The organism is Micromonospora sp. NPDC023737, from assembly GCF_040639715.1.
Lineage (GTDB): Bacteria > Actinomycetota > Actinomycetes > Mycobacteriales > Micromonosporaceae > Micromonospora.
Genome location: NZ_JBFAAL010000014.1, coordinates 1 through 26,868, shown reverse-complemented (window position 1 = coordinate 26,868; position 26,868 = coordinate 1). Strand labels below are relative to the sequence as shown.

Here is a 26,868-nt window from a genome sequence, read left to right as displayed (position 1 = left end):
CAGGTCGAGCAGGGACTGAGAGGCAGAGCGGGTGGCGGTACCGAATCCCAGGGACTCGCTCGGCGAGTACGCGTGGGTCTGGGACGCCATCTGCTGGGTCAGCGCCGGTGAGGCGTGGCCCACCGGCGACGAGGACCGCATGCGCCAACTCGCCGACGCGTGGGAGGGCCTCGCCGAGGCGATCAACGACGCCCTCGCCGACGCGGACCCGGCCGCCATGAAGATCCTCCAGAACTGGGGCGGCGGGGCCGGTGAGGCGTTCGGACAGCTCTGGAACCAGCTCGGCGTCGATCCGGGCAAGGGCCTGCCGCTGATCCAGGAGGCAGCGTCGGCCTTCGCCAGCGGCTGCGACAACGCGGCCATGGAGATCGAGTACGCCAAACTGACCGTCCTCATCGCCGTGATGATCACCGTGATCGCGGTCTTCGTGGCGCTGCTGATGGCCTGGCTGGGTGGGGTCTCAGCCGGAGCGATCCCCGGCATCCTCGCCGCCGGCCGGCAGGCCGTGACGGTCGCGTTCCGGCGCCTGATCGCGCAGATGGGCCGGCAACTCCTCACCCGCGCCGGGATGCAAGCGGCCCTGCGCACCGCCGGCACCCAGATCACTCGGCGGCTCACCAGTGAGGCGCTGCGCAACGCCGGAAAGCGGTTCGCCCGCGAACTCGCCGAGGAGGTCGGCGAGGAACTCATCATCGACATCGGCGCCCAGGCGTACCAGATGAATGCCGGCACGCGGAAGGACTGGGACGTCAACCGCACCGCCACCGCGGGTCTCGGCGGCGCCTTCGGTGCGGCCCTCGGCCCCGTCATGCACGCCGGCACCCGCTTCGCCCGCAACAACGTGGCACCGCGGTTGCCGGTTTCGTTCAGCCCGCCCGCGATGAACTTCCGTGGCGCCGGGGTCGTCCGCTGGGGTGGCGAAGCGCTTTCGGCCGGTGCGCAGAACGCCGTCATCTCGCCGGCCGCCAGCGTCCTGGCGAACGGCACCATGAACGGGCAGTGGGGCATGCCCGGGGGCGACGCGTTTCTGGGTGGCTTCGCCAGCGGTGCCGGTCGCGGTGGCGCCACGATCGCGGCCGGCAACCTCGGTAGCGGCATGGCGAACCTGCACAACAGGCTCGCCGGCTTCGATCCCGGCACCGCGACGGGAACCGGCACCGGAAACGGCACCGGCACGGGCACCGGGAACACGCCTGTCGGCGGGGCGAACCTCGGCAACGTCGGCGGCCCGGGCACGGGCACTGGGACGGGCGCCGGCGCCGGCACCGGGGCGGGTAATGGGGCCGGCGGCTCGGGCTCGACCTCCGGGTCGGGCTCGGGTTCGGGCAGCGGTTCGGGCGCGGGTGGCGGCTCCGGTTCGGGTTCGGGTAGTGGGTCCGGGTCGGGCAGTGGTTCGGGTTCGGGCAGTGGATCGGGTTCGGGCAGTGGGTCCGGGTCGGGCTCCGGGTCGGGTTCGGGTTCAGGTAGTGGGTCCGGATCGGGCAGCGGCTCGGGATCGGGCAGTGGATCGAACGGCAGCAGCCAGGGTGACGGAAGTGCCGACGACGCCGGGCCGAGCAACGCGCCGACCAGCGGGTCCGGATCGATCTCGCTCGCCCCACCGCCGGCCGACGCCGGCGTTCCGCCGGTGGCCGACACGTCGGACCCGTCGGCCACGGGCACCGGTCAGGGCACCGATCCGGCCACGGGCGGCGGTACGCCGACCACCGGCACCCCCGTCACCGCTGATGCACCCGTCGGCAATCCCGTTGCCGACCAGGGCTCCGTCGACGCCAACTCCGGCGGTGGCAGCGCCGGGTCCGACACGGCCTCCTCGACCACCGGCGGCACCGACGGCGGTTCGTCCACGACCAACGAGACCAAAACCGCCGGGTCCCCCTCAGTCTCTGCGGCGGACATGTCGCCGTCACCGACCGTCGACGGCTCCGTACCGGGTGACACCACATCGGACTCCGCGAACGATCCGCTCTCCAGCGACCAGGAACCCGCCGTCGTACCCGGCGCGGCGGTGGGCACCCCGACAGCCGCCGGACCCACGTCGGGCACAGTTTCGTCTGCACCGGCCACCGGTGGCACCGTCACGAACCCGGCCGTGGCCGGGCAGCCGGGACCGACGACCGCGCAGCCGACTGCCGCCACGACCGCTCCGACCACCAGCGCTACCACCACCGGCACGACCAGCCAGACCGCAACGGGCACCCAGGCCACGCCGACGACCAACACCGGCCCGAGCAGCCAGACCGCGACGGGTACCCAGGCCACGCCGACGACCAACACCAGCACGAACACCCAGCCGACCACGGGCCGCCCGACGCCGACCGTCAACCCGACGGCGGCGAACTCGGCCGGCTCCGTGTCTCTCGCCCCCGCCACCACGCCCTCGACCAGTTCCCCGACGACGAGCACCGTGTCGACCGGCGGCACCAACCCGGGCACGACAAACCAGCCGGGCACGACGAACCAGCCGGGCACGACGGCGCAGCAGGGGACGACGAACCAGCAGGGGACGACGAACCAGCCGGGTGCGCCGGCGCAGCAGGGCACGACCAGCCAGTCCGGCACCGGCCAGGCCAGTCCGTCGGGACGGCCCGAGGGGAATCCCCCCGCTGTCGGTGTCGGGCCCGCGGACGTCGCCGCAGCGCCGGACGGGTCGACCGAACCGGACACCACGCCGGCCGTTCCCGAGGCGACCGGCGCCGACCCGTCGAACACGCCAGATCCGGCGGCCGACCCGGACGCCGACCCCGACGCGACGGCGGACCCGGCGGATGCGGTTCCCGCCCAGCGGACCTCCGGCGACGGTGTGGTGGTCGTTCCGGTGTCGACCAGCACCGGTGGCCCGACCACCGGTACTCCGACCGGACCCAATGCCGGCACCGGGGCGGTCGACCCGAACACGCTGACCCGCTCCACCGGCCCGACCGGACGGGGCACCCATAGCTGGCAGCTCGACCCCATCACCGTCCCCGGCGACCCGAGCGGCCCGGATGCCGAGCGGATGCTCATCGAGGCTTCCAGGACGTTGGCCGAGACCGTCCGGACGGCCGTCAAGGCCAAGACGATCTCCAAGGGCAAGATGCCGGGCATGGCGGGTGCGCTGATGATGCCGAACGGCGAAATCACCACCCACACCAGCATGACGGTCGACAGGAGCAAGAATCCACCTGCGCAACCTGACGTGCACCCGCTGGCGCAACAGGCTCTCGATCGGACCGAGGCCGAGCTCGGCGGCGGACAGGGCAAAGGTCGCGGCAAGGGGGCTGGTCATGGCAAGTGCGCCGAAGTCGCCTTGGTTTCGGACCAGCTCTACCGGCTGGAAGAGCAGTGGCGGAAGGCGGGCGAACCAGGAACGTTCGCGCAGTACGCCCTGGATGCGCTGAGCGGCGCAAAGATCGTCACACATCAGGTCGCCACCGGCTTCGATGACGCGGGTGTCCGTCACGACCTGGGCCACTATCGACCGCCGTGTCGATCGTGCGAACACTTCTTGCCGCAGTTCGACGTCCAGCCGATCGTTGACACGGAGCGTTTGCCGGCGAACTATCAGCCACCGGTGCCGGGGGTGGTGGGCAACGGGCGACCGCTGAGCGATGCTCGTCCCTACGGGGATCCGCAGGGCCTGGTCCCGCCGGAGCCGGCCGATCAGCAGGCACTGGACAACGCCGTGCCTCGCGACCCGGGCACGGGCCTGCCGGAGGTGCACCCCGACCCCCGCGTGGGCAACTGGGCGGGCCTGGTCAACGACGGAGGACCGACGGTCCCCGGCCGGGACCGGAACTGCGCCGACGGGGGTCTCTCCTTCCTGTCCACCTGGTTCGGTCGGCCCGAGGTGGCGGCGCCCACGGCGGACGCGGCGACCGTCGAGCGGGACAGCACCGCCCGGCAGGAACAGGCGTTGCGCACCACCTTCGGCCACCAAGGCACCGGCACGACCGGACTGGACAGGATCGCCACTGCTCTCCAGCAGGCCGGCCACGGCTCGGCTGCCCTCATCATCACCACGTCCACGGACGCCAGCGGCCGGGCGCACACCTGGAACGCGGTGAACCACGACGGAACGATCGTCTGGGTCGACGTTCAGGCACGAACGGTCTCCGACACGGGCCCGATCTACAGCGCCGGTGTCGACAACGTCTGGTCCATCACGCTCGACGCCGAAGGTGATCCGTTCACGCCGGCGGTCACCCAGACCGACACCGAAACCGACACCGATACGCAGGCCGCCGGACCGGACCCGGTGCCGCCGCACTCCACGGCGCCGGACCAGAACTCCGAGACGAGTTCAGGGGACCCCAGGGCCGCGCAGGACCAGACGGGCACCGCGGAGAGCGACCACCTGAGCGACCTCGCCAGCCCGGACAGTGGCCAGCCGGGACCGGCAGGAATCACGTCGCCTGTCCAGGACCCCGCCGCCGCTGCCCCGGACGTCTCGCAGAGCGGCGGCACGATCCGCCCGCGTGATGTGCTCGATGTGACAGCCCAGGATCGCTGGGCGGCCAGCGCGTACGAGCTGTTCCGGTCCGAGCCGACCGATGTCGCGGAGATGGCGGAGAACCTGGCACAGGTGCCGCGCGACGATGGCTCGGTCGGCTTCAGCGCTGCTGAGATCCAACAGGTCAAAGAGCACCTGTTCGTCGACGATCATCTGCTGAACGTCTACGACGACAACGGGGACGTGGTGGGCCACCAACTCGGCCGCTTCGAGCCCGACGCAGACATCGCCGAGGCGTGGATCCGCCTCCGTGCCGGTGAGCCGCTACCCCAGGACGTGCTGCTGCTTGAGCATGAACTGCGCGAGTTGCGCTACGCGCGTGAACACCCGAACGCGACGTACGCTGAGGCCCACGCGTACGCGAACGAGCGGTTCAACTGGGAACAGAACATCCCCGCACGCACCGGGGAGGATCTTGATAGCTGGGGACACCGGGATGGCGATTCTGCAACGCTTCCGCAAGGCCGAGGAGACCGACCAGGAGGTGCGCTACCTCTTCGGACATCCGATGATGGACCGCCAGCTGATCATCAACAAGCTCGACCGGACGTATCGGGTAGCGGACCAGCGGGAAGACCTGGCCTTCCGGGCGGTGGTACGGCGGATCATGGCACGCGAGGCGAACGAGAAGGCCTGGCCACCGGGGGGCGGGGTCCAGTCCTAGACGGAGGTCTGCCGCCAGGCGACCTGGCCACCGACGACGCGGCGGCCGACACGTCGACCGAGGAGACGGACGGCGAGCGGACCGTCGAGGAGCCGTCCGGGGACGACCAGACCCAGGGCTACCCGGACATGCAGGGCTGGCCGATGCCGGACACCCGGCGTTTCGGGCCGGACGAGCTGGCACCGCTGGAGGATCCCCAATTCCAGGACGACGTCGCCGACAGCCTGTGGACTCCCGACGGGTACGCCGTCTTCGCGGATCCGTCGACGCACCCGTACGGCCAGCTGATCAACGATGGCGGGACGGGCCAGCCCGGCCGCAGCAACAACTGCATCGACTGCTCCCTGGCGGCGCTGGCCAGCTTCTTCGGCGATCCCCAGGTGGCCCTGCCGCGTTACCCGGACCGCCTCGAGGACGGCTCCATCGACACCGAGACCGGTGAGCTGGACGGCTTCGGTCGGGTGCAGAGCTGGATCGGCGGAGAGTGGACCGGCGACAGCGACGCGCTTCCGTCCACTCCCGCCGAACGCACGGAGGCGGTGGCCGAGCGGTACACGGAGCTATACCAGCGTGTCCGCGAGGCCGGCCCGGGGTCGGCCGCGGTCGTCGTCATCGAGTGGCTCTCCTTCGACGAGAACACCGGCGAGCCCGCGCTCGATGAAGACGGCAACGTGAGTGGTGCCGCGCAACACGCCTTTTTGATCGTCTATCCCGAGGGCGCGGACCGGCCGGTCTGGTGGGACCCGCAACATGGCGACACCATCTCGGACGTGCTGCCCGGCGACTACGTTGAAGGGACGTACGACCTGTGGTCGATGGAGGTGCAGCCGAGCTATGACGATGACCAGGGAGGAAGTCCGGCAACTGATGACACGCCTGCTGGGGACCAGCAACCCGGTGGCGGTGTTCCCGTTCGAGTTCGGCTGGGCGGCCCAGGAGACGCTTCCTCCGCAGGACCGGGCGCAGGGCAGGCGGCTGGGCCAGGGGGTCTTCATCATCGACGAGACGGGAGTGGTGACGGCCCATCCCAGCCTGCCGCCACCCCTGGTGATGAAGCGGTACGCGGCGGCACGCCGGGAGGGCCGGGTGACCGGCAGGCAGGTGTGGCCCAAGGCCGATCAGACGGACTGACCTCAACCACCGACGCCGACGCCGACAGGTCCGCATCGGTCGTCGACACGTCCACCGACCACACCGCGGAGCCGGCGACCCCGGGCAGCACCGACACGTCCACCGACTCCACTGCGGGGTCGGCGACCCCGGGCAGCACCGACACGTCGACCGACGGCGACGTGGCGACGAGCGAATCGATCACCGCGAGCGAACTGCCCGGCACGGCGTTCCACGGCGAGGGACGGGCGCAGGCCGATCCTGATGCTGTCCTCGACCGGGCGCGGGCAGCGCTGCCCGGCGTGGCCGCCCCCGCCGGTGTGCGGGCGGTGACCCCAATGACCGGCGGGACTTACCAGGTCACCCGAGCCGACGGCAGCCAGTTCAACCTCCGGGTCACCAGTGGGCCGGTCGCCGACCGCGCGGTCGCGGCCAGCGTTTTCAACCCCGACGGTACGGCCGTGGTGACGGTCTCCGATCGGGCGGCCGACGCGGTGATCGAACGTGCGCTGGCCCACGAGGTGGCCGAGCTGGCCGCCCTCGATCAGCCGCTGGTGGAGGGCGCGTCGGTCGTCACGCCGCTCACCCCCGCCGACGTGGCCGAGCTGGTGACGGCCGCGCACCAGGTCCGGACCGTCGACACGTGGTCGCGGGCGGCTGCGCGACGGGAGCTGGCCGCCATCGTGGACCGGCTGGGTCTGCGTGACGGCATGCTCGGGTCCGACCAGAAGATGGCCGCTCTGCCTGCCGAGGCGCGGACCGCGCTGGCCGACGCGACCAGCCAACGTTCGGCGCGGACGAGCGAGCGCTCCCAACTGCGAGCCGACCGCCGTAGCGCCGAGGCGGAATCGAACGGTCGCCCCACCGGCCTGCCGCGGATGAGGACGTACCTGGTCACGCATCTCACCGTGAACTCGCTCCTCGTGGCGCTGGCGACGAAGCTCACCGTGGACGCCGGTGGCCGACCGGAGGTCGCCCTGATGCTGGGCGCCGGCGCGATCGTCGGAGCCATCGCCACCGGCCCCGCGAAGTGGCTGGCCAAGAGAGCCGGACTGGCTGCCGAGGACCGGCGGGCACGGTACGACGCCCGCCAGGACGCCCGCACCGTAGCCGAGACGGACACCACCACCGGAGAGGCGCTCGCGGCCCGCACCGGGGACGCGACCTCGGCGGCCCAGGAGCTGGGCGAGGCGGTGACCGGGCTCGGTGAGCAGGTCGCGGCGGTCCAGGAGCAGCTGCGCCAGGACGAGCGCCGGCACCGGCTCACGGGCCGGCCCCGCCGGTTCGCGCCGGTCGGCGGAGACCCTTCGGCGGCGACCGGTCGGGGACCCGGCAGCGGTACCACGTCGCCGGACGGCCAGAACGCTGCGCCCAGCATCGGTCTGACCCCACACGAGCAGGGGCGGCTCGCCGAGTTGCGCAGTCTCGTCACCCGTCACGACGGGGCGCGGCCATGGGCCCGGCGGGGCGTCAGCCGGGAGATCCGAGCGCTGCTGGACAGCCTCGGGCTGCGGCAGGGGACGCCCGGTGCCGAACAGCGGCGTGACCTGTTGCCGTCCGACGTACGCTCGCACGTCGACCGGTTCGGCGGCTCGCGGATGGCGCCGGTCCGGGAACGGGTCCGGGTCCTCGTCGACCGCTACCCAGCCGATGGTCAGCGGCCGGGCAAGGTGGCGCCGTGGTGGATGTCGATGGCGGAGACCGCGCCGAACCTGCTGACGGCCGCCACCATCGTGGGGGTCGGTGACCTCCTCGGCCAGCTGAAACTCGGTTGGTTCGGCATCGCGGGCGCCCTCGCCGCGGCGGCGACCGGCGTGGCGGTCGACCCGGTGATCGCCCGCAAGGAGGCCGCTGCCAAGGACGCCCGGGACACCTGGGACGCGGAGCACCCGGCGCTGCCGGCGGAGGCACTGCTGTCCCAGGCGGCCGATTCGCTCGCCGACCCGATCAGCGCGGTGGCCGACCGCGCCTCGACGGCCGCACGACGGACCGTCGACCTGGAGCAGCGCCTCGCCGACCTGGAGCGCCGGCTCGCCGAGTCGCAGCGGCGCAACGGTCTCACCGACTCGTTCCGCCACCTGCTCTTCGGCGACCCGGCCTGGGCCGGGCTGGCCCCGCCGAACGCCAACATCCCCGCGCCGCGTGCGTCCACCGACCCGGCGGCGTCGACCGGTCCGGCCGCTGCTACGACTGTCGATCCGCGCACAGCGCCGCTGCAACGGCTTGCTGAGCTCGCCGCGCGGCACGAGGCCGCAGGCCCGCTGGCCCGCCCGTCGGTGGCCCGGCAGCTGCGGGTCCTGGTCGACCAGTTGGGCCTGCGCGAGGGTACGCCGGGTGCGGACCAGCGCCGTGAGCTGGTGCCCGCGGAGCTGCGGTCGGTGGTGGAGCGGCACGGACGTCCGGGCCTGGGTGCCCGGGCGACGCGACTGTTCAACCGTCCGCCGGCACACGCGACGGACAGCGCCGAACGGCCGAGCAACGTGCCGAGCATCGGGGTGTACGCGGTCGAGCAGACGCCCGGACCACTGGTCCAGGCTGGGACGACGGTCGGGGTGGCCCAGGCTCTCCAGGTCGCCGCCGGGGCCGGACCGGGCAACATGCTCGCCGGTGGGCTCCTCGGCCCGCTCCGCGACCTGCTGCTCAAGCGCGTCGAGGCCCGGATCAAGGACGCCCGACGGGAGTGGGACCTGGCCAACCCCAACCCGGCAACGGACCCGACATCACGGGTGGCCGGGCTGGCCGGCCCGTCGGCGACGGCCGTGACCGACGCCGCTGGGCAGCTCGACGCCGGCTCGCGACGCCTCGACGACATCAACGCGACCCTGGACCGACTGGCGCAGGGGCGTACCACCGCGCGTGGCACCGGATCTCCGCAGGCCGCCCCGGAATCCGCCGGTGCGACCACGCCCGGCTCGACCGATCCCGCGACCGCACCCGACCCGGCTACCGCCACCGGGACCCAGGACCCGGCGGCCACCACCCCTGACCGGGAAGGGACGCCCGAGTCGACCGGTCCGGAACCGCTGAGCAGGGCGGACGTCTGGGAGTTGCAGACGGCCGCGCACCACGTGCGTACTGCTGATCGGGTCTCCCTGAAGCCGGCCCTGCGCGAGCTGCACGCGGTGATCGACAGGCTGGGTCTGCGCGAGGGCATGCTCGGCGCGCCGGACCGGGTCTCGCAGCTGCCTGCCGAGGCCCAGCAGGTGGTCGCCGAGTTCGGCGGCGACCGTGCCGGCCGGGCGCGGCAGCTCCGGACGCTCCGGGCCGAGCGGCGGTCCGCCGAGGCCGCTCGTCCATCGGGCATTCCCCGACTGCGGACCTACCTCGTGTCGAGCGTGCTGACCACCGGCGCGGCGGCCGGAGCGGGGACCGCGATCGCCTTCGCGGTAGCCAGTCCGCTGGCACCGGTCATCCCCATCGCCGCGGTGGCCGCCGCGCCGGTGATCGGCATGGCGAAGTGGCACGCCAAGCGGCAGAGCCTCGCCGCCGACGACGTGCGCAGCCGGTTCGACGCGCGCAGCGACGCTCGGGCCGCCGCTGATCGGGTGGACCAGGTCATCGACCGGCTGAACGAGCCGGTCGCCGAGCTGGAGCGGGCGGCCGACCGGCTCGAGGACCGCCTGAGCGCCGCCGAGTCGGCCACCGACCGGCTGGCCGAGCGGCTGGCGAAGAACCACCACCGCACCGGCCTGCTGTCCCGCCTCTTCGGCGTCGGAAACAGTGGACAGACGGATCCGGCCACGACCAACCCGCAGAGCGGTACCGGCCCGGAGAACGGCGGTGATCCGGGCAACAGCGCGGACCCGGCGGGCAGCGGCGACCCCGGCAACGGCACCAACTCGGGGCGGATCACGGCTGCGGCCGTACCGAACTCGGGCTTCCACGGTCTGGGGCGGCCGACGGCCGACCCGGCCGCGGTGCTGGAGAGTGCCCGCACCGCGTTGCCGCAGGTGGCCATGTACGCCGGGGCGAACGAGGTCGCCGCGGTCGGCCCGGACCGCTTCGAGGTGCGCGCGGCTGGCCTGCATCCGTTGCGGGTGCAGCTGACCGTCGGCTCCCTGACCGACGGGGTGGTGGCCCAGTCGACGCGCAACCCGGACGGGTCGTTCACGGTGACCGTCTCGGACCGGGCCGTGGACGCGGTGGTCGCCCGCGCGCTCGCGCACGAGGTCGCGGAACTGGTGGCCCTGCACGAGTCCGGGCAGGCGCTGGTCGGCCCGCTCGACCCGGGCAACGTCGACGGGCTGATCGACCCGGCCGGGCTCACCGCGCACGACCGGGGCCGGATGGCCGAGATCCGCCTGCTCGCCGCCGAGTACGAGGCCGGCGACCAGGCCACCCGGCTCGCCGTACGGGCCGAGATCGACGCTCTCGTCGATCATCTCGGCCTGCGGGTGGGTGATCCGGCCGCACCTGCGCGGTGGGCCGCCATGCCGCAGGACGCCTTGGCGCACCTGATGCGACTGAGCGTGCCGTCAGTGACGCCCGAGTCGGTCGCCCAGGTGCTGCAGGGCGGCCCGGCGCTCACCGACGTCCAGCGGTTCCGGATGATCGACTACCGGGCCCGACTCGCCCCGGACTTCCAGGTGCCGGCGTCCACCGAACTCGACGCGCGGCTGCGCGAGCTGTCGGTGCAGGGGGAGCAGGCTCAAACCAGCCTGCCGCGGATACCGGCGTACGCCGGGCAGATCATCGCCATGCCGTCGGCACAACTGGACATGGTCCGGCAGGTGGATCCGCAGCTCGCCGACCGGATCGCCGCCGAGGGCGTGTACGTCGACCTGACCGGCCAGTTCGACCTGCGACCGTACGCGGTGGCCAGCCAACCCGAGATCAACCTGGGTGACGCCCGGCCGGCGTTCGACCTGGGGACGCCGGCCGGGCGGCAGGCGCTGCTCGTCGAGGACCGGGTCCGGGCACGCACCGCGCTACGTGGTCTCGCCGGCGGTCAGCCGGTCCCGCTTCTCGCCACCCACGACTTCCACTACCTGGGCGCGGGTCGGGTGATGGGCCTGGTGCCGGACGCGCTGACCCAGGTGCTGCGCGGGTTTAGCCCGATCGCCGAGGCGACGACCGCGGAGACCACCCCCACCGCGGCCGGCACGACGGAGACCGCCGTGGTCGCCGACCGGGTCACCCTGCCGGCCGCCGAAGCGGGCACCCCGGCCGTGACGTACGGGCAGGCGCTGAACGGTCAGACCGGCCAGCCGCCGCCGTTGTTCGACGGGCAGCCCAGGCGCGAGGACGTGCAGCAGGGCATGCTCGGCGACTGCGGCATGATCGCGGTGATCGGCGCGGTGGCCGGCCATCTCCCCGCAGCGCTCGCCGACCTGTTCCATGTCAACCCGGACGGGACGGTGGACGTGCTGCTGCACGAGAGCAGCCTGCCCGGCCGGTCGGTGACGCCGACCGGGCGGCGGTTGCGGATCACCGTGCAGCCGGACGTGCCGCTGCAACCCGGCCCGGCCGGCCGGACGGCGTACGCGAACCAGTCGGCGGTGGGGGTGGCCTGGGCGTCGCTGCTGGAGAAGGCGATCGCCGCGATCGACCGGACCTGGACGCAGGATCGTCACGACCAGTGGCAGCAGCAGTGGACCAAACGACCCGGGGTGCCGGCCGCTCAGGCCGCCCCACTGGGCTACGCGCGGCTGGACAACGGCAGCTCGCGGCTTGCGCAGGCGGAGCTGATCACCCAGCTGACCGGCTTGCCGACGTCCGTGGACCGACTGGACACCACGCCCGGTCAGGAGGCCGTCGTCGAGGCCCGGCTGACGGAGCTGCTGGCCGCCGGCAGCCCGGTGATCATCGGCACCCAACCGGCGTCGGCGTACCAGACCGCGAACCTTCCGCACGGCCTGTACGCCGGGCACGCCTACGAGGTGGTCGGCGTCGCCAACGGTGAAGTGCAGCTGCGTAACCCGTGGAACAAGAGCCATCCCACGCCGATGCCGGTGCGCGCCTTCCTCGACCTGATGAGCCCCTGGTACGCGCACGTCGAGCTGGCCCGTACCGCTACCACCGCGGTGCCGAACTCGTCGTTCGACGGGTTGGGCCGGCCGTCGGCCGACGCCGTGGTGGTGGCGGACGCGGCCCGGGCCGCGCTGCCCACGGTGACGGAGGCCGTGCGGGCCGACCAGATCGTCGCGGTCACCCCGGACCGGTTCGAGGTGCGGGTGGCCGGCCTGGACCCGCTGTCTGTGCGGGTGGCGGCCGGCCCGCTCGCCGACGGCGTGGTGGCCCAGACGGTGCGGAGCCTCGACGGCTCGTTCACGCTCACCGTGTCGGACCGCGCGACCGACGCCGCGGTCACCCGCGCGCTGGCGCACGAGGTGGCGGAACTGGTGGCGCTGCACGAAGCCGGCCAGGCGCTGGTCGGTCAGCTCGACGTGGACCACCGCGACGGGCCGATCGACCCCGCCGGCCTGACCGCCCAGGACCAGGGTCGGCTGGCCGAGTTGCGGATCCTCGCCGCGTCGTACACGGGCGCGGATCCAGCGACCCGGCTCACCCTCCGGGCCGAGATCGACGCACTGGCCGACCATCTCGGGCTGCGCCTGGGCGCCCCGGGCGCGCACGCCCGCTGGGGCGTCCTTCCCGGCGATGTGGCCACCCGCCTGATGCAGTTGAGCGTGCCGCTGGTGACGCCGGAGTCGATCGCCGACGTGCTCAGCGGCACCCCGACAAGCGCTGTGGAGCGCTTCCGCGCGACCGACTACCGGGCCCGGCTGGCTCCGGACTTCCAGGCGCCTTCGGCTGCCGCGGTGGACGCCCAGCTGCGTGAGCTGGCCGTGCAGGGCGAGCAGGCGCAGTCGAGCCTGCCCCGGATGCCGGCCTGCGCCGGGCAGATCATCGCCATGCCGCCGGCTCAGCTGGACCTGATCCGGCAGGTGGATCCGCAGCTCGCTGCCCGGATCGCCGCCGAAGGCGTGTACGTCGATCTGACCGGTCGGTTCGATCTGCGCCCGTACGTGCTCGACGGCGCACCGGAGTTCCGGCTGGCGGAGTCGCGGGCGGCCTTCGACCTGGGCACGGAGGTGGGGCGGCAGTCGCTGCTGGCCGAGGACCGGGTTCGCGCCCGGGGAGCGTTCCGGGCCGAGTACGGTGCGAACCCGGCCGCCGTGGCGGTGCTGAACACGCACGACTTCCACTACCTGACCAACGCCCGGGTGCTGGCCCTGGTGCCGGACGTACTGACCCGGGCGTTGCACGCGTTGGTGCCCGGCGCGCCGCCGCTGGACGTCGAGGTCGAAGCGACCTTCACGCCGGGTCAGACGGCGATGGTCGCCGACCGGGTCACGCTGCCGGCCGCGGAGCCCAACCGGCCCGTCCCCGAGTACGGCCAGGCCCGTGACGCACAGACCAACCAACCGTCGCCGCTCTTCGACGGGCCGCCCCGCCGGGAGCAGGTGCAGCAGGGCATGCTCGGCGACTGCGGAATGCTTGCCATGATGGCCGCCGTCGCCGGTCACCGGCCGGACGCGATCGCCCAGCTCTTCCAGCCCAACCCGGACGGCACCGTCGACGTGCTGCTGCACGAGGGCACCCTGCTCGGCGACGCGATCAACCCGACGGGCCGGCGACTGCGGATCACCGTGCATCCGGACGTGCCGCTCCGTTCCCACTACGACGGCGAGACCGCTTACGCCGACCAGAGCGAGAACGGCAGCTCCTGGGCATCGCTGTTGGAAAAGGCGCTCGCGGCGGTGGATAGGACCTGGGGCACCGAACGCCAACAGCAGTGGCAGCGCGACTGGTCCTCCTGGCACAGCCCGAACGACCCGCACGTGGCCGCACCCACCGGATACGCCCGGTTGGATGTCGGCAGTACCCCGCGAATGCAGGCGGAGCTCCTCACCCAGCTCACCGGGATGCCGAGTCGTTCTGAACTGTTCGACCAGACGCCCGGGCGGGAGGCCGCCGTCGAGGCCCGGCTGGCCGCACTGCTGGCCGCCGGCAGCCCGGTGATCACCGGTACCAAGTCGAAACAGCACTACCCGGTAGCGATCCGCAACAGCCTCCCGCACGGGCTCTATCCCGGACACGCCTACGAGGTGGTGGCGGTCAGCAACGGCCAGGTGCAACTGCGCAACCCATGGAACGTCGACCACCCGACCCCGATGTCGGTGCGGGACTTCCTCGATCTGATGGACCGCGGCTTTGCCCACCTGGTGACGCAGCCAACCCCGCCGGTCGCGCCGTCCGCAGCCGCCGTGCCACCACCACCCCCGCCACCGCTTCCGCCGGCCGTGTCCCCGCAGCCACCGGTGCCAGGTCCGGCGGCGCCGCCGGCCGTGCCGCCGGCACCCCCACCACCGGCTCCGCCGCACCTGCCGCCGGCACCCCCGTATCCGCCGATGCCACCGGGTCCGTCTCCGGTTCACCCAGCTCGCCCGGACACCCTTGGTCGGACCTATCTGGAGGAGTTCAGTTACGTCATCGCGTACTACGCCCTGCTCGCGGCCGACGGTACGGTGAGTGGCCTGGGGGTGGTCGAGTCGTCTGAGCGGGGACAACGCTCGGCCCACTGGACGGCGGGCGGGGCACCGCCCGGTCCGGGAGGCTCGCTGCCGGTCGGCCGGGCGGAGGCCGAGCGGATCGCCCGGGAGGTGCTCGGCTTCGTGCTGCCCGACGAGGCGACACTGCACGACATGCTGAACGGGTGACCGTGCCGAGAAGAGAGCTGGGAGGAGAGCCGTTGCGCTCCTACACGGACGTCATGTCCATCCGCAACAACGTGCCGTCGGACATCGGGCCGGCCCGGCTCGGCGTCCGGTGGATTGACGAGGGCCCGCCGGTGCGGTGCGAAATCGTCGTCATGCCCCGCCGGAGCGAGGAATCCCCCCACTACGAGGTCGCCATCGGCGAGACCTTCCCGGTGGGCGAGGAGACTTGGCGCTTCGCGGACGTCGACATGAAGAACGCGGACGAGTGGCGGGTGATCGTCCGACGGGTCGACGAGAACGAGGTGGTGACGCCACCGACTGGCCACGTCTGGAAGTCCGCCCGGCTGCGGCCCTACGGTCAGCTCGACGAAGCACAGCTACTCGCGGTGGAGGCCGAGCTCGGCACTCAGCTGCCGCCGAGCTACCGCGACTGGCTGAGGCAGAACAACGGAGCACAGCCCGAGGTCGAGCACCACGTGCCCGGCCTGCCGTTCACCATGTTGCCGGAACGTCCCCTGCTCGGCGTTCATCCCCAGTACCCGCCGTTCGACCTGGTGCACGCGCAGCGCGTACACCGGGATCCCTGGCTGCCGCCGGCCTGGCTGGTCATCGCGAACCCCTCCGGCGGTCTGCTGGTGGTCTCGCTGCGGCCACGCGACGAGGCGGAGGAGGGCGTCTACTTCCTGCCGGAGGCCGGCATGAGCGGACCGATCGGTCCCGCGGGTGCCGCGGGCCGCGAGCGGCATCTCGTCCCGGTGGCCCGCACCATCGGGTACTTCCTCGGCAGGCTGACCCCGATCGACCTGCCCGACCTGCCGCCGGCGCAGATCATCCGGCCCGGCGAGCCCGGCCACTCCCAGCATGACGACCAGACGTGGTGGGCCACGCGACCCGAGGATCAGCAGCGATGACGACGACGCACACCGCACAGGCCATGCTGCTGCCGGTCGGGCAGTTCTTCGGCACCTTCCACCCGGTGGCCGGTTCGACCGAGCGCTACCACCGGGTCCGCCTCAGCGACGAGGTGTGGGAGCTGGACGACCAGCGCTTCACCCTGTGGGCGCTGGCGCACGGCACCGGCGACCAGCCGGCCGAGCAGCCCTGGACCGTGCCGGCGGTACTCGACGCGGCGGCCGGCCAACTGCCCGGCGTGGACAGTGCGCCGCTGCTGCACGGGCTGCTTGCCGAAGGGCTCGCCGTCGAGGTCGCCCCCGACGAGGCGTTGGAGTTCGCTCGCCGACACCGGGTCGGCGCCCGCATGCTCGGGTTGGGCAACAGCGCCGAGCAACCCTGGCTCTGGTCGATCGGCTTCTTCGAGCACCCGGTGGTCAGCGTCACGCGCACGGTCTACGACCTGTGGGAACGGTGTCCGTCCGGGGAGAGCCTCTGGACGATGTGCCAGGCGCTCGCCGACGAGGAACGGGCGGCCGGCGGCACCGAACCGGACCTGGTCGACCCGGAACGGCTGCTCACCGCGTTCCTCCGTACCGCCCACCTGTTGCTCGCGGCCAGCGTCGTCTACCTGGAGCCGCTGCCATGACCGATACGACGAGGAACCCCACCATGGCCGATCCGCTGATCCTGCCGGTGGGGCGCTACACCGGGGAGTTCCACCCGGCCGTCGGCGCCCCGGTGAAGTACCACTCGTTGAGCGTCGGCCGCCTTTCGGTGACCCTGGAGGACCCGCAGGCCTTCGCGGTCTGGGCCGCGGCGCACCGCCCCGTCGACCGGCCCGACCTGACCTGGGACCGGACTGCGGTGACCGAAGCCGCCAGGCAGCTCGGCGTGGCCGACCCGGACCGGGTAGTCGCGGAGTTCCTGGAGGACGGCCTGCTGGTGGAGATCGCGCCCGACGCGCCGGACGTGGTGGAGTTCGCCCAAGCACACCGGGTGCTTCCGCTGATGGTGTCGCTGGGCAACACCCCGGACGATCCGCTGCGCTACGGCGTCGGCCTCTTCGGTGCCGCCCCGGTGCTGCGGCTGCCGGCGCTGGCACACGACGTGTGGCAGTGGAGCAGCGTGGGCGCCAACCTGTGGGACGTCTGTCAGGTCTTCGCCGACGCCAGCGCACGAGCCGAGGTGGCGGACACTCGCGAGCACGACCCCCGACACGTGTTGCGCGAGTTCCTGGCGGCGCTGCCCCTGCTGGTCGGCGCGAGCGCCGCCTGCCTGGACGAGGCCCGACGGTGAGGCCCGCCGCATCCGGGATCCGGCGGGCCTGAGGACGGACCACGCGGGAAGGGCATCGCTGTCGAACGGGCTCGGCGTGACGCGGCCGGCATTCCGGCTGCCGGTCGCGCCGGCTCAGACCGCCTGCGGCAGCATCCCAGCGTACGTGTCACGGACCGCGGCCAGCCGGTCACGCCGGAAGCGGCCCGGCTCCCGCCGGTGCACGTCGCGCCCCCGCTCGCTGGTGAAGGCGGCGGCCGGCACCACTTCCTCGCCGGGCGGGACGAACTTGAGCACCTCGTCCAGCGCCGCTATGGCCCGGATCAACGTGGCCCGCGCCGCCTGCCCCGCGTCGCCGGTCGTTCCCCCCGCCGGCACCGACCTGGCGTACGCGTCGGCCACCCGCAGCCACTCACCGGGGTCGAGCAGCTGCGACGGCTCGTCCCCGCCGTAGCGGAAGCCGCCGGCGGGGGCCACGGCGGGCTCGGCCGGCAGCCGGAAGGTGAATTCGCGTGGCTGGCCGCAGGTCGGGCAGGCGCCGGTGTAGCGGGCGGCCAGGTCGCCGTCCTCGAGCGCCACGACCGCGCTCTGCCGGGGGAACCGCGTCTCCCCGCAGGAGCAGGGCCGCAGGTCCATGTAGAGGTGCGCCTCCGCGCTCGTACGACTGGCGGGCAGGATCATGCGCTCCACCGTACCGACCCTCCGCCCTCCCCGACCGCCCCGCGCGGCTCACCCGTACACGTGGGTAGATGCCGTCGAGGTCGCTGCCGCCAGCAGTCGATGTCGCTGGCCGAGCGGATCGCCGAGTGGGAAGCCGGCGGCCGACCCGGCCCTGTGATCCGCCGTCCGAGAAATGGTCGTTTCTCCGACAGTCGCTAGGCCGGCCGGCGGCGCAACCGTGTGATCCGCACGTGGTCGTCGTCCGGCCCGGCGGGTCCGGTCAAGCCAGGTCATCGTGGGCCACTCCCTGCCACCCGGCGCAACGTGCATGTCGCTAGACTGGGCCCTCGCGCCCTCGTAGCTCAGGGGATAGAGCAACGGTTTCCTAAACCGTGTGTCGCAGGTTCGAATCCTGCCGGGGGCACCTCGATACTCAGCCAGAACCGACACACCGAGACCCCTGGCCGGACCGAGTGGCCCACCCGAGCTATGAAACAGGGCCTAGGGACTCAAGTCCCCCCGGAGCCACATCGCGACAGGAGCCATAGATCCGGCTCGCGTAGCATTGAAGGGCATTGGCGGAGATCATCGTACTGGCTAGGCTGACCGCGACATGACGTACTGATGATGCGGGGACTCGGATGTTTGTCGGATCAACCTCGGGCGCGCGCACCCTTTCTACTCGCCGCAGGCTTGTTGTGGTGGCCGCGTCCCTGCTCTTGCTCGTCAGCGGTTCGACCCTGGTGGCGTCGCCGGCGTCGGCGGCTGTGGGGCGGCCAGCCGGGGCGAAGGCGCCGAGTCAGCCAGGTATCGGCTTCCCGAACGGGAACAGCGTCTCCGCAGGCGGTCAGATTGCCATCCGGTTCGACGTGGACGGTGACACCACGGTGACCCGGTTCCGGTACAGCGTCGACAACATCACCCTGGGCAACGAGGTCCCGGCGGCGCCGGACGGGACGGCGACGGTGACGGTCGACGTAGGCAACGTGACCGGTGAGCGTCCGGTGTACGCGGTGTCGGTCGACCGCAGAGGTCGGGTCAGCTCCATGACGCAGGGCACCTTCACGGTCTCTGCCGTCTGGAGCCTCCAGGGCCAAGCGATTGACGCGACCACCTGGATGCCGGTGGAGGGGGCGACGATCCGGCTGGAACCGGCTGGGATCGAGGTTGTCACAGGCCCCGACGGCATCTTCCAGTTCGCCGTCGATCCGGGCCTCTACACCCTTACCGGCACCTACGCTGGCCCGCCAAGCCTTTCGGGCAGCAGCCAACAGTTGGAGCTCGACGGTCAGGGACTGTGGTTCGACGTTTACCTGTTTCCGGACTCAGGGAGTTGATGACCGGCGCCCGCCACGACGAACAGGATCGATGGTGCCGGCGCTCAGCGGCGGGCCATCGTCGTACTGTCTGCTGAAGGCCTCGCGGCTCCGCCCCGAACCCTGGCCATCCTCTCTACCTCACCGCGAGGATGCGCTCGACGTCCCATAGGTGGTGGTGAGCGTCGTGGGCGTTGTTGCGTGCCACGTCTTCGGCGCGCTGCGCGCCCCGGGTGGCGTGTTGCAGCACCACACCGGAGGCGAGCGCCTGCTCCACGGCCTCCGCCCATGCATCGGCGGCCCACCGCAGGGACCACAGGGCGCCCGCCAGTGAGATCTCGTTGTAGTGGCGCGCTTGGGCCAGAAGGTCAGGGTCGTAGCCCGGCACGTCGCGGACTCCTGCCAGGTAGCCGCCCGCGAGGCGTTCAGCCCACGTACGCAGGTTGTCTGTGACATGGCTGACGTACGCCGCGCTCGTCCAGGTTAGCTCGGGGTGTGTCTCCCGACCGGTCGCATCAGCTAGCCGCTTGGCGTACGCATCTGGCATCGCCCGGACCGCAGCTACGGCTTCTGCTGGGGTCAGCTCCCAGTCGAAGCCGCAGCCCCGGCAGGGTTGTCCGTAAAGGTTGGCTCCCCACTTCTCCATGGGTCTGCACCCTAACCACGGGCGGGCCCTGACGACACGTGGTCTTGGCTCACGCCGAGGCTGGACCATTCATGGGTCAGTGAACCTCGTGTCGGTGGGACCCGGCCGTGCCGGCGGTCAGGACCCCTCGCCCCGCTGCTACGCCGGCAGGTCGAGGCGGACGACAGCGCCGAGTTCGACCAGCTGTTCCGGCAGGGCGAGGTCGGAAATGCCCATCACGGTGCTGGTGGGACGGTGGTCCCCGACGTAGGCGGCGTGGAGACGCGCCAAGGTGTCGAAATTTTCGCGCAGGTTCCTCACCAGCACAGTGGTCTCGACGATCTGGTTGCGGCTCGCCCCGAAGTGCTTCAGCACGAGATCCAGGTTGGCCAGGGTGGTCTTCAGCTGCAGTTCGAAGTCGCCGGCACCGATGAAGTTGCCGGACATGTCGTGGGACAGCTGGCCGGAGACGTAGAGCGTGTCACCGGCGCGGTACGCCTGGCTGTACCCGTAGAGCGACTCCCATGGCACGCCGAATTGGAAGGTCTGGGACTTGACCGTCACGGCTACCTCCATCGAGCTACCTGATCCGTCTTGAAACATAGCAGCACCATTGCAGCGGTATGTCTCGATGCTGGGGGAAAGTGGGTGACCTGCGAGTCTCGTGCAGGAAGGTGGGGTCGGTCATCCCCGGCACGCGGCGCCGCCCGAGATCGTCGACCAGTACCACGTCGATCAATCCCTGAATCGTCGAGGCGGTCGTCACGAACCCCACGGATCGGCTCGGCGGCAGCCGGTGACGTAACGAGAATCTGTGGGAAGACGCTGCGGCGTGAGCGCGAGCGCCGCAATTCCGGCGGGCATAGGCTCCCGCTTACCGAGATCGATAGCTGTGGCATTCCTGCGGCCAGGGTGTCGGACGCGAACGAGGGGGCGCGTCCGCCGCCACCGCCGATGCCTGTTCGATCTGACGGCGGATTTCCCCGCGTCGTACCGCGGTGCTCGCCGGCGCGCGTGGCTTCCCGGCCGGCTTCGTCGACAGGCCCTGACGCGGGGACGACGGCCGGCCGGCGGGACCATCGCCGGCCGGCCGTCGCGTCTCACCCCACGGGTAGCTGATCGACTCGCGTGATCACTTGGTCGATCAGCCCGTACTCACGGGCCTGCTCGGCGGTGAACCAGCGATCCCGGTCCCAGTCGCGCTGGATCTCCTCCAGCGTCCGTCCGCTGTGCCGGGCGATCAGCTCCTGCATGGTCCGCTTCACGTGCAGCATGTTCTCGGCCTGGATGGTGATGTCCGCGGCCGTGCCGCCCATCCCGCCCGACGGCTGGTGCATCATGATCCGGCAGTGCGGCAGCGCGTACCGCTTGCCCGCCGTTCCCGCGCAGAGCAGGAACTGGCCCATCGAGCCGGCGAAACCGAGCGCCAGCGTCACCACGTCGTTGCGGATGTACCGCATGGTGTCGTAGACGGCCATGCCGGCGCTCACCGAGCCGCCCGGCGAGTTGATGTAGAGGTGGATGTCCCGGTCCGGGTCCTCGGCGGCGAGCAGCAGCATCTGGGCGCAGATCTGGTTCGCCGACTCGTCGGTCACCTCGGTGCCGAGGAAGACGATCCGCTCCCTGAGCAACCGCTCGAACACCTGGTCACCGAAGGACGGTTGCCCCTCGGTGAGCATCCGCACCTGGTCGTACCCGATCATCACGTCCGCCTCTCCACCGTGCCGGTGGGCGGCGGGAGCGCCCGGGGGACCGGCCCCACAAGCGTGCGTTCGTCGGTGGTCGCGGTCCCAGCGATTCTGCCGGCGGCGAATCTGCCGCCGGCAGAATCGGTCGGGTCAGGCGGCGGTCAGGAAACGCCGCGACGTGCGGGTCCGCCCGCAGCCGAGCAGGCCGGCGGTACGTGGACCGGTGCGCCCGGCCGGTGCGGAACCGGACCGGTCGGCCCGCAACGTCGGACCGCTTGCCCCGGGGCCCCGGTGCAGCAGACCCTGCGGCGTACGCGGACCGACCCGCACGTTCGGCCCGGCCTGCGGTCGGGACGTCGGCACGGGGGCCAGCGCGGCCGTCGCCGACCGGGGCGTGGCCGGCAGCCGAGGCTCGACCTGGCGAAGGTCGTCCCGAGCCTCTTCGAGGAGTTCCGAGAGGTGGATGCCGAGAGCCCGGCAGATCGCCGCGAGCACCTCGGAGGAGGCCTCCTTACGCCCGCGTTCCACCTCGGAGAGGTAGGGCACGGACACACCGGCGGCCTGGGCCACCTCGCGCAGCGTGCGGCCCTGACGCAGCCGAAGCCGGCGCAGGACCCCGCCGATCACCCGTCGCAGCAACGACATGCCGGCCTCACTTTCCTGCCTCGTCGTCTCGGGGACACCCCCATCATGCCCGGTCCCGCCGTCCCGGGCGGCCCCCGGAGGCGCATCCGCCGCCCCGGGTCGCCGCGCCACGCGGCCGGGCAGCGCCTCGGTCGAGGCGGTCGGAGCGGTCCGACCGAGGTGACCCCGGGCGGGGGTGGCCCCGCCCGGAGCCGGGTCACCGCGCCAGGTGCGGCAGCCACCTGGCCGCGTCGGGCCCGATGTCGAGTTTCCGGAACAGTGCCCGGGTGCCGCCGGCGGGCAGCAGGCCGTCATCGTAGATCGACACGCTGATGCCCTCGACGTCGAACACGGTCAGCGACTCCTCGCCGCCCTGCCCGCCGAACCGCGCGGGATGACCGTCCAGGGTGGTGTTCGGATCGACGTACGCCTTGTCCCTGGGGTCGGTGACCAGCCGGTACGGGGAGAAGGCGACCATCAGGGTCCGCGCCCGCTGCCGGCCCGGATCCGCGTCCGCCGGCTCCGGTGACCACTCGGTGTAGGCGTTCCAGGACCTCGGTTCGCCGAGGTCCAGCGAGACGTTCCCCGTGATCGGCCGCAGGTTCTTCGGGAGGTCCGGCACGGTCACCGGCATCGGCAGCACCTCGTGGCCGAAGGTCAGCGTGCGGGCCACCCGCTCCGCCGTCTCCGCCGGGTCTCCCGCGACGCCGTGGGTCCGCACCTGGGCCCAACCGTCCGGGGCGTACCGCCAACGCAGGATCGCCTCCGGCTGCTCCGCGCCGCTGTACGCGGCGAAGGTGCTCGGCGCGCCGTTGAGCACGGGTCCGGGGCGGGTACCGGTGAGGGTGGCTGGTTCATCGCTGTCCCGCTGGGGCGCCGACGGCTCCACCCCCTTCGGGTACAGGTCCACCGCGACGCCCTGCCAGTTCTCGCCGACCGGGTTGCTGACGGCGCCGAGGTAGACGCCGGGCCCGGAGAGCAGCAACCCGGACTGGTACTGGAGGCTGCGTACCCCCTCCGGCAGCCAGCCAAAGCGGACGTACACCACGCCCGGGTCGACCGTGGTCAGCGCGGCCGGCAGGCCAGCCGGAGCGGCCGGGCCACCCGCCGTCCCGGTGGTGGCGGGTGGGTGCTCGGGTGCCAGCAGGCCTGGGACCGTCACTCCGCCGGCGACCAGCAGGCCGATGGCCAGTGCCGCGCCCACAGCCCGGCTGTAGTGGCGCTGTCGCCGGCCGGTGGCCATCGCCCGGTCGACGTCGAGCACCGCGGAGGGGCGCTCCGCCGAGTCCACCTCGGCGTGCATCAGGTCGGTGAGTTCCCGTTCGTCCAGCATCGTCGCTCCTCTCATCGGCCCACGGGTGCGGTGTCGAGCACGGCGCGCAGGGCGGCCAGGCCCTTCGCCGCCTGGCTCTTGACGGTTCCGGCCGAGCAGCCCAGGGCACGGGCGGTGTCGTCGACGCTGAGGTCCTGGAAGTACCGGAGAACGAGCACGGCCCGTTGCCGGGGCGGGACCTTGCGCAGCGCCGCGACCAGGGTGAGTCGCTCGGTCGGGTCGGTCGGTTCGGTCCGCCGTTCGGGCAGGGCCGCGCCGAGCACCACGCGGCTCCAGCGCAACCGCCGCTCGTCGAGCAGCCGTCGCAGCAGCATCGTGCGCACCAGTGCGTCCGGGTGTTCGGCCTGCCGGGCCCGGGCCCAGTTGCGGTACAGCTCGGTGAGTACCCGTTGCAGAATGTCGTCGCCGCGATCCCAGTCGCCGCACATCAGGTACGCGGTCCGCCGCCACTGCCTCATCCGGCCCCGCACGAAGTCGGTGTACTCGGCGTCGGCTTGGGCTCTGCGCCCGCCGCTCGTCGTCACGAGGAGTCCGCCTCTCGTCTGCCGGCCTCGACCGGTTCGTCGTCGTCGACTGGTAGTCGAGGCCGGAGCGCTGGTCGGTTGCCCGGGGCCGTACCCGGCAGTACGGGATTCGTCGCACCCGCTATGTTGTGGGCGTGCAGGCGACGGAGCAGGTTAGACGGTGATCCATTTCCCGGCGCAGCGCCGTAGTCCGCTCAGTGCGCTCAGCCTGCGGCTGGCCGCCGCGCTTGCCCTCGTGTTCGCCACCGTCGCGGTCGTGTACCTCGACCGTGACGGTTACCGCGACGTCAACGAGGACGGCCTGACGCTCCTCGACAGCTTCTACTACGCGGTGGTGACCCTTTCCACCACCGGCTACGGCGACATCACTCCGGTCAGCCACGGCGCCCGGCTGGTGAACGTCCTCTACATCACCCCGGCCCGGGTGGTCTTCCTGATCATCCTGGTCGGCACCACCCTGGAAGTTCTGACCGAGCAGTACCGTACGGGCCGGCGCCTGACGCGGTGGAGGAGAACCGTGAAGGACCACGTGATCATCTGCGGCTACGGCACAAAGGGTCGCAGCGCCGTCTCCGCCCTGCTCGAGAACGGGCTGGACAAGTCGCGGATCATCGTCGTCGAGCGCAGCAGCACCGCGCTGCGCCAGGCCACCGCGGCGGGACTCGTCGCGATCGAGGGCTCGGCGACCCGGTCGGCGACGTTGAACGAAGCCCACGTGAAGAACGCCAAGGCAGTGATCATCGCAACCGACAGCGACGACGCGTCGGTGCTGGTGGCGCTCACGGTGCGGCAGCTCACCGCCGGGCAGGTACGGATCATCGCCGCGGCTCGGGAGGCCGAGAACGCTCCGCTGCTGAAGCAGAGCGGCGCGCACCACGTGATCGTCTCCTCCGCCACGGCGGGTCGACTGCTCGGTCTCTCCACCTCCGCGCCGCCGCTGATCGACGTCGTCGAGGACCTGCTCACGCCCGGGCAGGGGATGGCGCTGGCGATGCGGTCGGCCGAGCGGAACGAGGTGGGCCGTTCGCCGCGCGAGCTGGACTGCCTGGTGATCGCGTTGGTCCGGCGCGGCCGAGTGATCACCCTGACCGATCCGGCGGGTGCCGAGATCGAGACCGGGGACATGCTGGTCTACGTCCGCGACGACCGGCCCCAGTCGGCGACGGTCGCCTGACCGATCGCCGCGCGCGGCTCGGCTCTACGAGCCGTCCTCGTTTGCGCTGCAGATGATCTGCCACCCGCTGGTGGCCCGCTGGAGCAGGTTGTAGAGCACCTCGCGCTCGTTCGGCTGCAGCGCCTCGAGGACCTCGTCCTCCGCGGTCTCGAGGGCGCACTCTGCCTCGTGAAGGCGAGCCATCCCGGCGTCGGTGAGGAACACGACGTGCCGGCGGCGGTCCTCGGCTGACCGTCGCCGCTCCACCAGTTGTGCCGACTCCAGGTCGTTGAGCAGCCCGACCACGTTCGTGCTGTCGATCTGAAGAGTGCTGGCGAGCGCCTGCTGGCTTATTCCGCCGGCATTGCGCAGCACCGTGAGCGCGAGCAGGTGCCGGGGGCGCAGGCCGAGCGGTGTCAGCACCGACTCCGACCGGAGGCGCATCCGCCGAGCCAAGTGATCAAGCAGCGGCCCGGTACGGCGTTCCGGCTGGACAGCCGGCAGGTCAGGCATGTGAGCCAGTTTACCGCCGACCCGTTCGATGAGCCTGCTATAAATGATTGGTCCTGCACCAATGATCTGTGACTGACGGAGGGTTAGTCCATGGCTCACCTTTTGCACATCGATTCGAGCATCCGCGGGGAGCACTCGATCAGCCGGCGGCTCACCGCCCGCGCCGCCGCGGTCTGGCGGGCCGCCCACCCGGGCGGCACGGTGACCTACCGGGACCTCGGCAAGCAGCCGCTGCCCCACCTTGACGAGGCGGGGGGCCTCGCCCGGATGACGCCGTACGATCAGCACACTCCCGCGCAGCGTGCGTCCTGGGAGTTGAGTGAGCAGTTGGTCGGCGAGCTGCAGCAGGCCACCACCGTCCTGCTGGGCCTTCCGCTCTACAACTACGGGGCGCCGAGCAGCGTCAAGACCTGGGTGGACCACCTCATCGCGCCCGGCATCGCGTACGACCCGGAGACGAATGCCGGCCTGCTGGGCGGCCGCGAGTTCGTCGTGCTGACCAGTCGCGGCGGCGGCTACGGCCCGGGCACGCCGCGCGAGGGCTGGGACCACGCCGAGCCCTGGCTGCCGCACGGCCTCTCGCAGACCGGCCTGGAGCCGCGCTTCATCGCGGCCGAGCTGACGCTCGCCCCGGCGGTACCGGCGATGGCCGAGCTCGTCCCGCTGCACGAGCAGAGCCTCGCCGCGGCCGAGCGCGCCATCGACGAACTCTGGATGCCGGTTCGCGCGGCCGCCTGAACCGGCGGCTGAGGCGGCTTCAACCTGGTCTTCTGACCGGGGACAACCGCACCGCCAACGACGAAGGGGCCGGCAACCAATCGGTTGCGGGCCCCTTCACCGTCGTCGACGTTCAGAGGATCGTCCAGGTGTCCCCGCTGCTCAGCAGGCCGGCGAGCTGCTGCTCGGGGGTCTCGGTGACCTCCGCCCGGGCGGCGTCGAGCTGGGTACGCACCACGTTGTCGTAGGACGGCCGCTCGACCGCACGGAACACCCCGATCGGGGTGTTCCTCAGGTCCAGGCCGGGCAGCCGCGACAGCGCGAAGGCGTACGCCGGGTCGGTGACGCCCGCGTCGTGCACGACGATCTCCTCCGGGCGGGTCGCCGCGGTCTCCCGCACCTCCAGGCCGAAGCCGCCCGGCGGGTGTACGACGCAGAACTGCCCGTCCTTGCCGAACGTGATCGGCTGTCCGTGCTCCAGCCGGATCAGGTAGTCGTCCCGGGTCTCGTGCTCCTTGAGCTGGTCGAAGGCGCCGTCGTTGAAGATGTTGCAGTTCTGGTAGATCTCCACGAAGGCCGAGCCCTCGTGTTCGGCGGCGGCGCGCAGCACCGACTGG

General features: G+C 71.9%; 15 protein-coding genes, 1 tRNA gene and 1 pseudogene. 8 read left to right on the top strand and 9 right to left on the bottom strand.

The window, feature by feature from the left end:
• Positions 1–31: 31 nt before the first annotated feature.
• The 4 genes from AB0F98_RS24670 to AB0F98_RS24655 are packed head-to-tail and all read left to right on the top strand — an operon-like array spanning position 32 to position 17,119.
• A complete protein-coding gene (locus AB0F98_RS24670) occupies positions 32–14,929 on the top strand; it encodes a toxin glutamine deamidase domain-containing protein (RefSeq protein ID WP_357739464.1) in 14,898 nt (4,965 codons plus the stop codon).
• Positions 14,930–14,961: 32 nt separating this feature from the next.
• Positions 14,962–15,840, top strand: a complete 879-nt coding sequence (locus AB0F98_RS24665; RefSeq protein ID WP_357739462.1) for a DUF6406 domain-containing protein — start codon at positions 14,962–14,964, stop codon at positions 15,838–15,840.
• A complete protein-coding gene (locus AB0F98_RS24660) occupies positions 15,837–16,469 on the top strand; it encodes a hypothetical protein (RefSeq protein WP_357739459.1) in 633 nt (210 codons plus the stop codon). The genes AB0F98_RS24665 and AB0F98_RS24660 overlap by 4 nt, the downstream gene beginning before the upstream one ends.
• Positions 16,470–16,492: 23 nt before the next feature.
• Positions 16,493–17,119 (top strand): hypothetical protein, encoded by a 627-nt coding sequence (locus tag AB0F98_RS24655; protein WP_357739787.1) that lies wholly within the window; start codon positions 16,493–16,495, stop codon positions 17,117–17,119.
• 114 nt (positions 17,120–17,233) lie between these two features.
• Here the strand turns inward: AB0F98_RS24655 and AB0F98_RS24650 are convergent, their stop codons facing one another.
• Entirely contained in the window at positions 17,234–17,779 is a 546-nt protein-coding gene (locus AB0F98_RS24650; RefSeq protein ID WP_357739456.1) for a hypothetical protein, read from the bottom strand.
• Between the two features lie 330 nt (positions 17,780–18,109).
• Here AB0F98_RS24650 and AB0F98_RS24645 point away from each other — a divergent pair.
• Positions 18,110–18,182, top strand: a tRNA-Arg gene (locus AB0F98_RS24645).
• Between the two features lie 277 nt (positions 18,183–18,459).
• On the top strand, positions 18,460–19,095 hold the full coding sequence (locus AB0F98_RS24640) for a hypothetical protein (RefSeq protein ID WP_357739453.1): 636 nt from the start codon (positions 18,460–18,462) through the stop codon (positions 19,093–19,095).
• Positions 19,096–19,210: 115 nt separating this feature from the next.
• Here the strand turns inward: AB0F98_RS24640 and AB0F98_RS24635 are convergent, their stop codons facing one another.
• The 6 genes from AB0F98_RS24635 to AB0F98_RS24610 all read right to left on the bottom strand — a co-directional run bounded on the left by AB0F98_RS24635 (position 19,211) and on the right by AB0F98_RS24610 (position 23,868).
• Entirely contained in the window at positions 19,211–19,720 is a 510-nt protein-coding gene (locus AB0F98_RS24635; protein WP_357739450.1) for a hypothetical protein, read from the bottom strand.
• A 138-nt stretch (positions 19,721–19,858) separates the two neighbouring features.
• Positions 19,859–20,263 carry a RidA family protein gene (locus AB0F98_RS24630; RefSeq protein ID WP_357739447.1) on the bottom strand — a complete coding sequence of 135 codons (405 nt, stop codon included), beginning with the start codon at positions 20,261–20,263 and terminating at the stop codon, positions 19,859–19,861.
• 536 nt (positions 20,264–20,799) lie between these two features.
• Entirely contained in the window at positions 20,800–21,402 is a 603-nt protein-coding gene (locus AB0F98_RS24625) for an ATP-dependent Clp protease proteolytic subunit (protein ID WP_357739443.1), read from the bottom strand.
• A gap of 135 nt (positions 21,403–21,537) precedes the next feature.
• Positions 21,538–22,032, bottom strand: a complete 495-nt coding sequence (locus AB0F98_RS24620) for a helix-turn-helix transcriptional regulator (protein WP_357739441.1) — start codon at positions 22,030–22,032, stop codon at positions 21,538–21,540.
• A 196-nt stretch (positions 22,033–22,228) separates the two neighbouring features.
• Positions 22,229–23,344 (bottom strand): hypothetical protein, encoded by a 1,116-nt coding sequence (locus tag AB0F98_RS24615; protein WP_357739438.1) that lies wholly within the window; start codon positions 23,342–23,344, stop codon positions 22,229–22,231.
• A gap of 11 nt (positions 23,345–23,355) precedes the next feature.
• A complete protein-coding gene (locus tag AB0F98_RS24610; RefSeq protein WP_357739435.1) occupies positions 23,356–23,868 on the bottom strand; it encodes a SigE family RNA polymerase sigma factor in 513 nt (170 codons plus the stop codon).
• A gap of 160 nt (positions 23,869–24,028) precedes the next feature.
• Between AB0F98_RS24610 and AB0F98_RS24605 the strand changes: the two genes are divergently transcribed.
• The gene (locus AB0F98_RS24605) at positions 24,029–25,042 is read left to right on the top strand and encodes a potassium channel family protein (protein ID WP_357739432.1); all 1,014 of its coding nucleotides are present in this window, start codon (positions 24,029–24,031) and stop codon (positions 25,040–25,042) included.
• Between the two features lie 24 nt (positions 25,043–25,066).
• Here AB0F98_RS24605 and AB0F98_RS24600 read toward each other — a convergent pair whose 3' ends face one another.
• A complete protein-coding gene (locus tag AB0F98_RS24600) occupies positions 25,067–25,534 on the bottom strand; it encodes a MarR family winged helix-turn-helix transcriptional regulator (protein ID WP_357739429.1) in 468 nt (155 codons plus the stop codon).
• 90 nt (positions 25,535–25,624) lie between these two features.
• On the opposite strand from AB0F98_RS24600, the gene AB0F98_RS24595 reads away from it, so the two are divergent.
• On the top strand, positions 25,625–26,272 hold the full coding sequence (locus AB0F98_RS24595) for an NAD(P)H-dependent oxidoreductase (RefSeq protein ID WP_357739426.1): 648 nt from the start codon (positions 25,625–25,627) through the stop codon (positions 26,270–26,272).
• A 112-nt stretch (positions 26,273–26,384) separates the two neighbouring features.
• Here AB0F98_RS24595 and AB0F98_RS24590 read toward each other — a convergent pair.
• Positions 26,385–26,868, bottom strand: a pseudogene (locus AB0F98_RS24590) (2-oxoacid:ferredoxin oxidoreductase subunit beta); the annotation flags it as partial.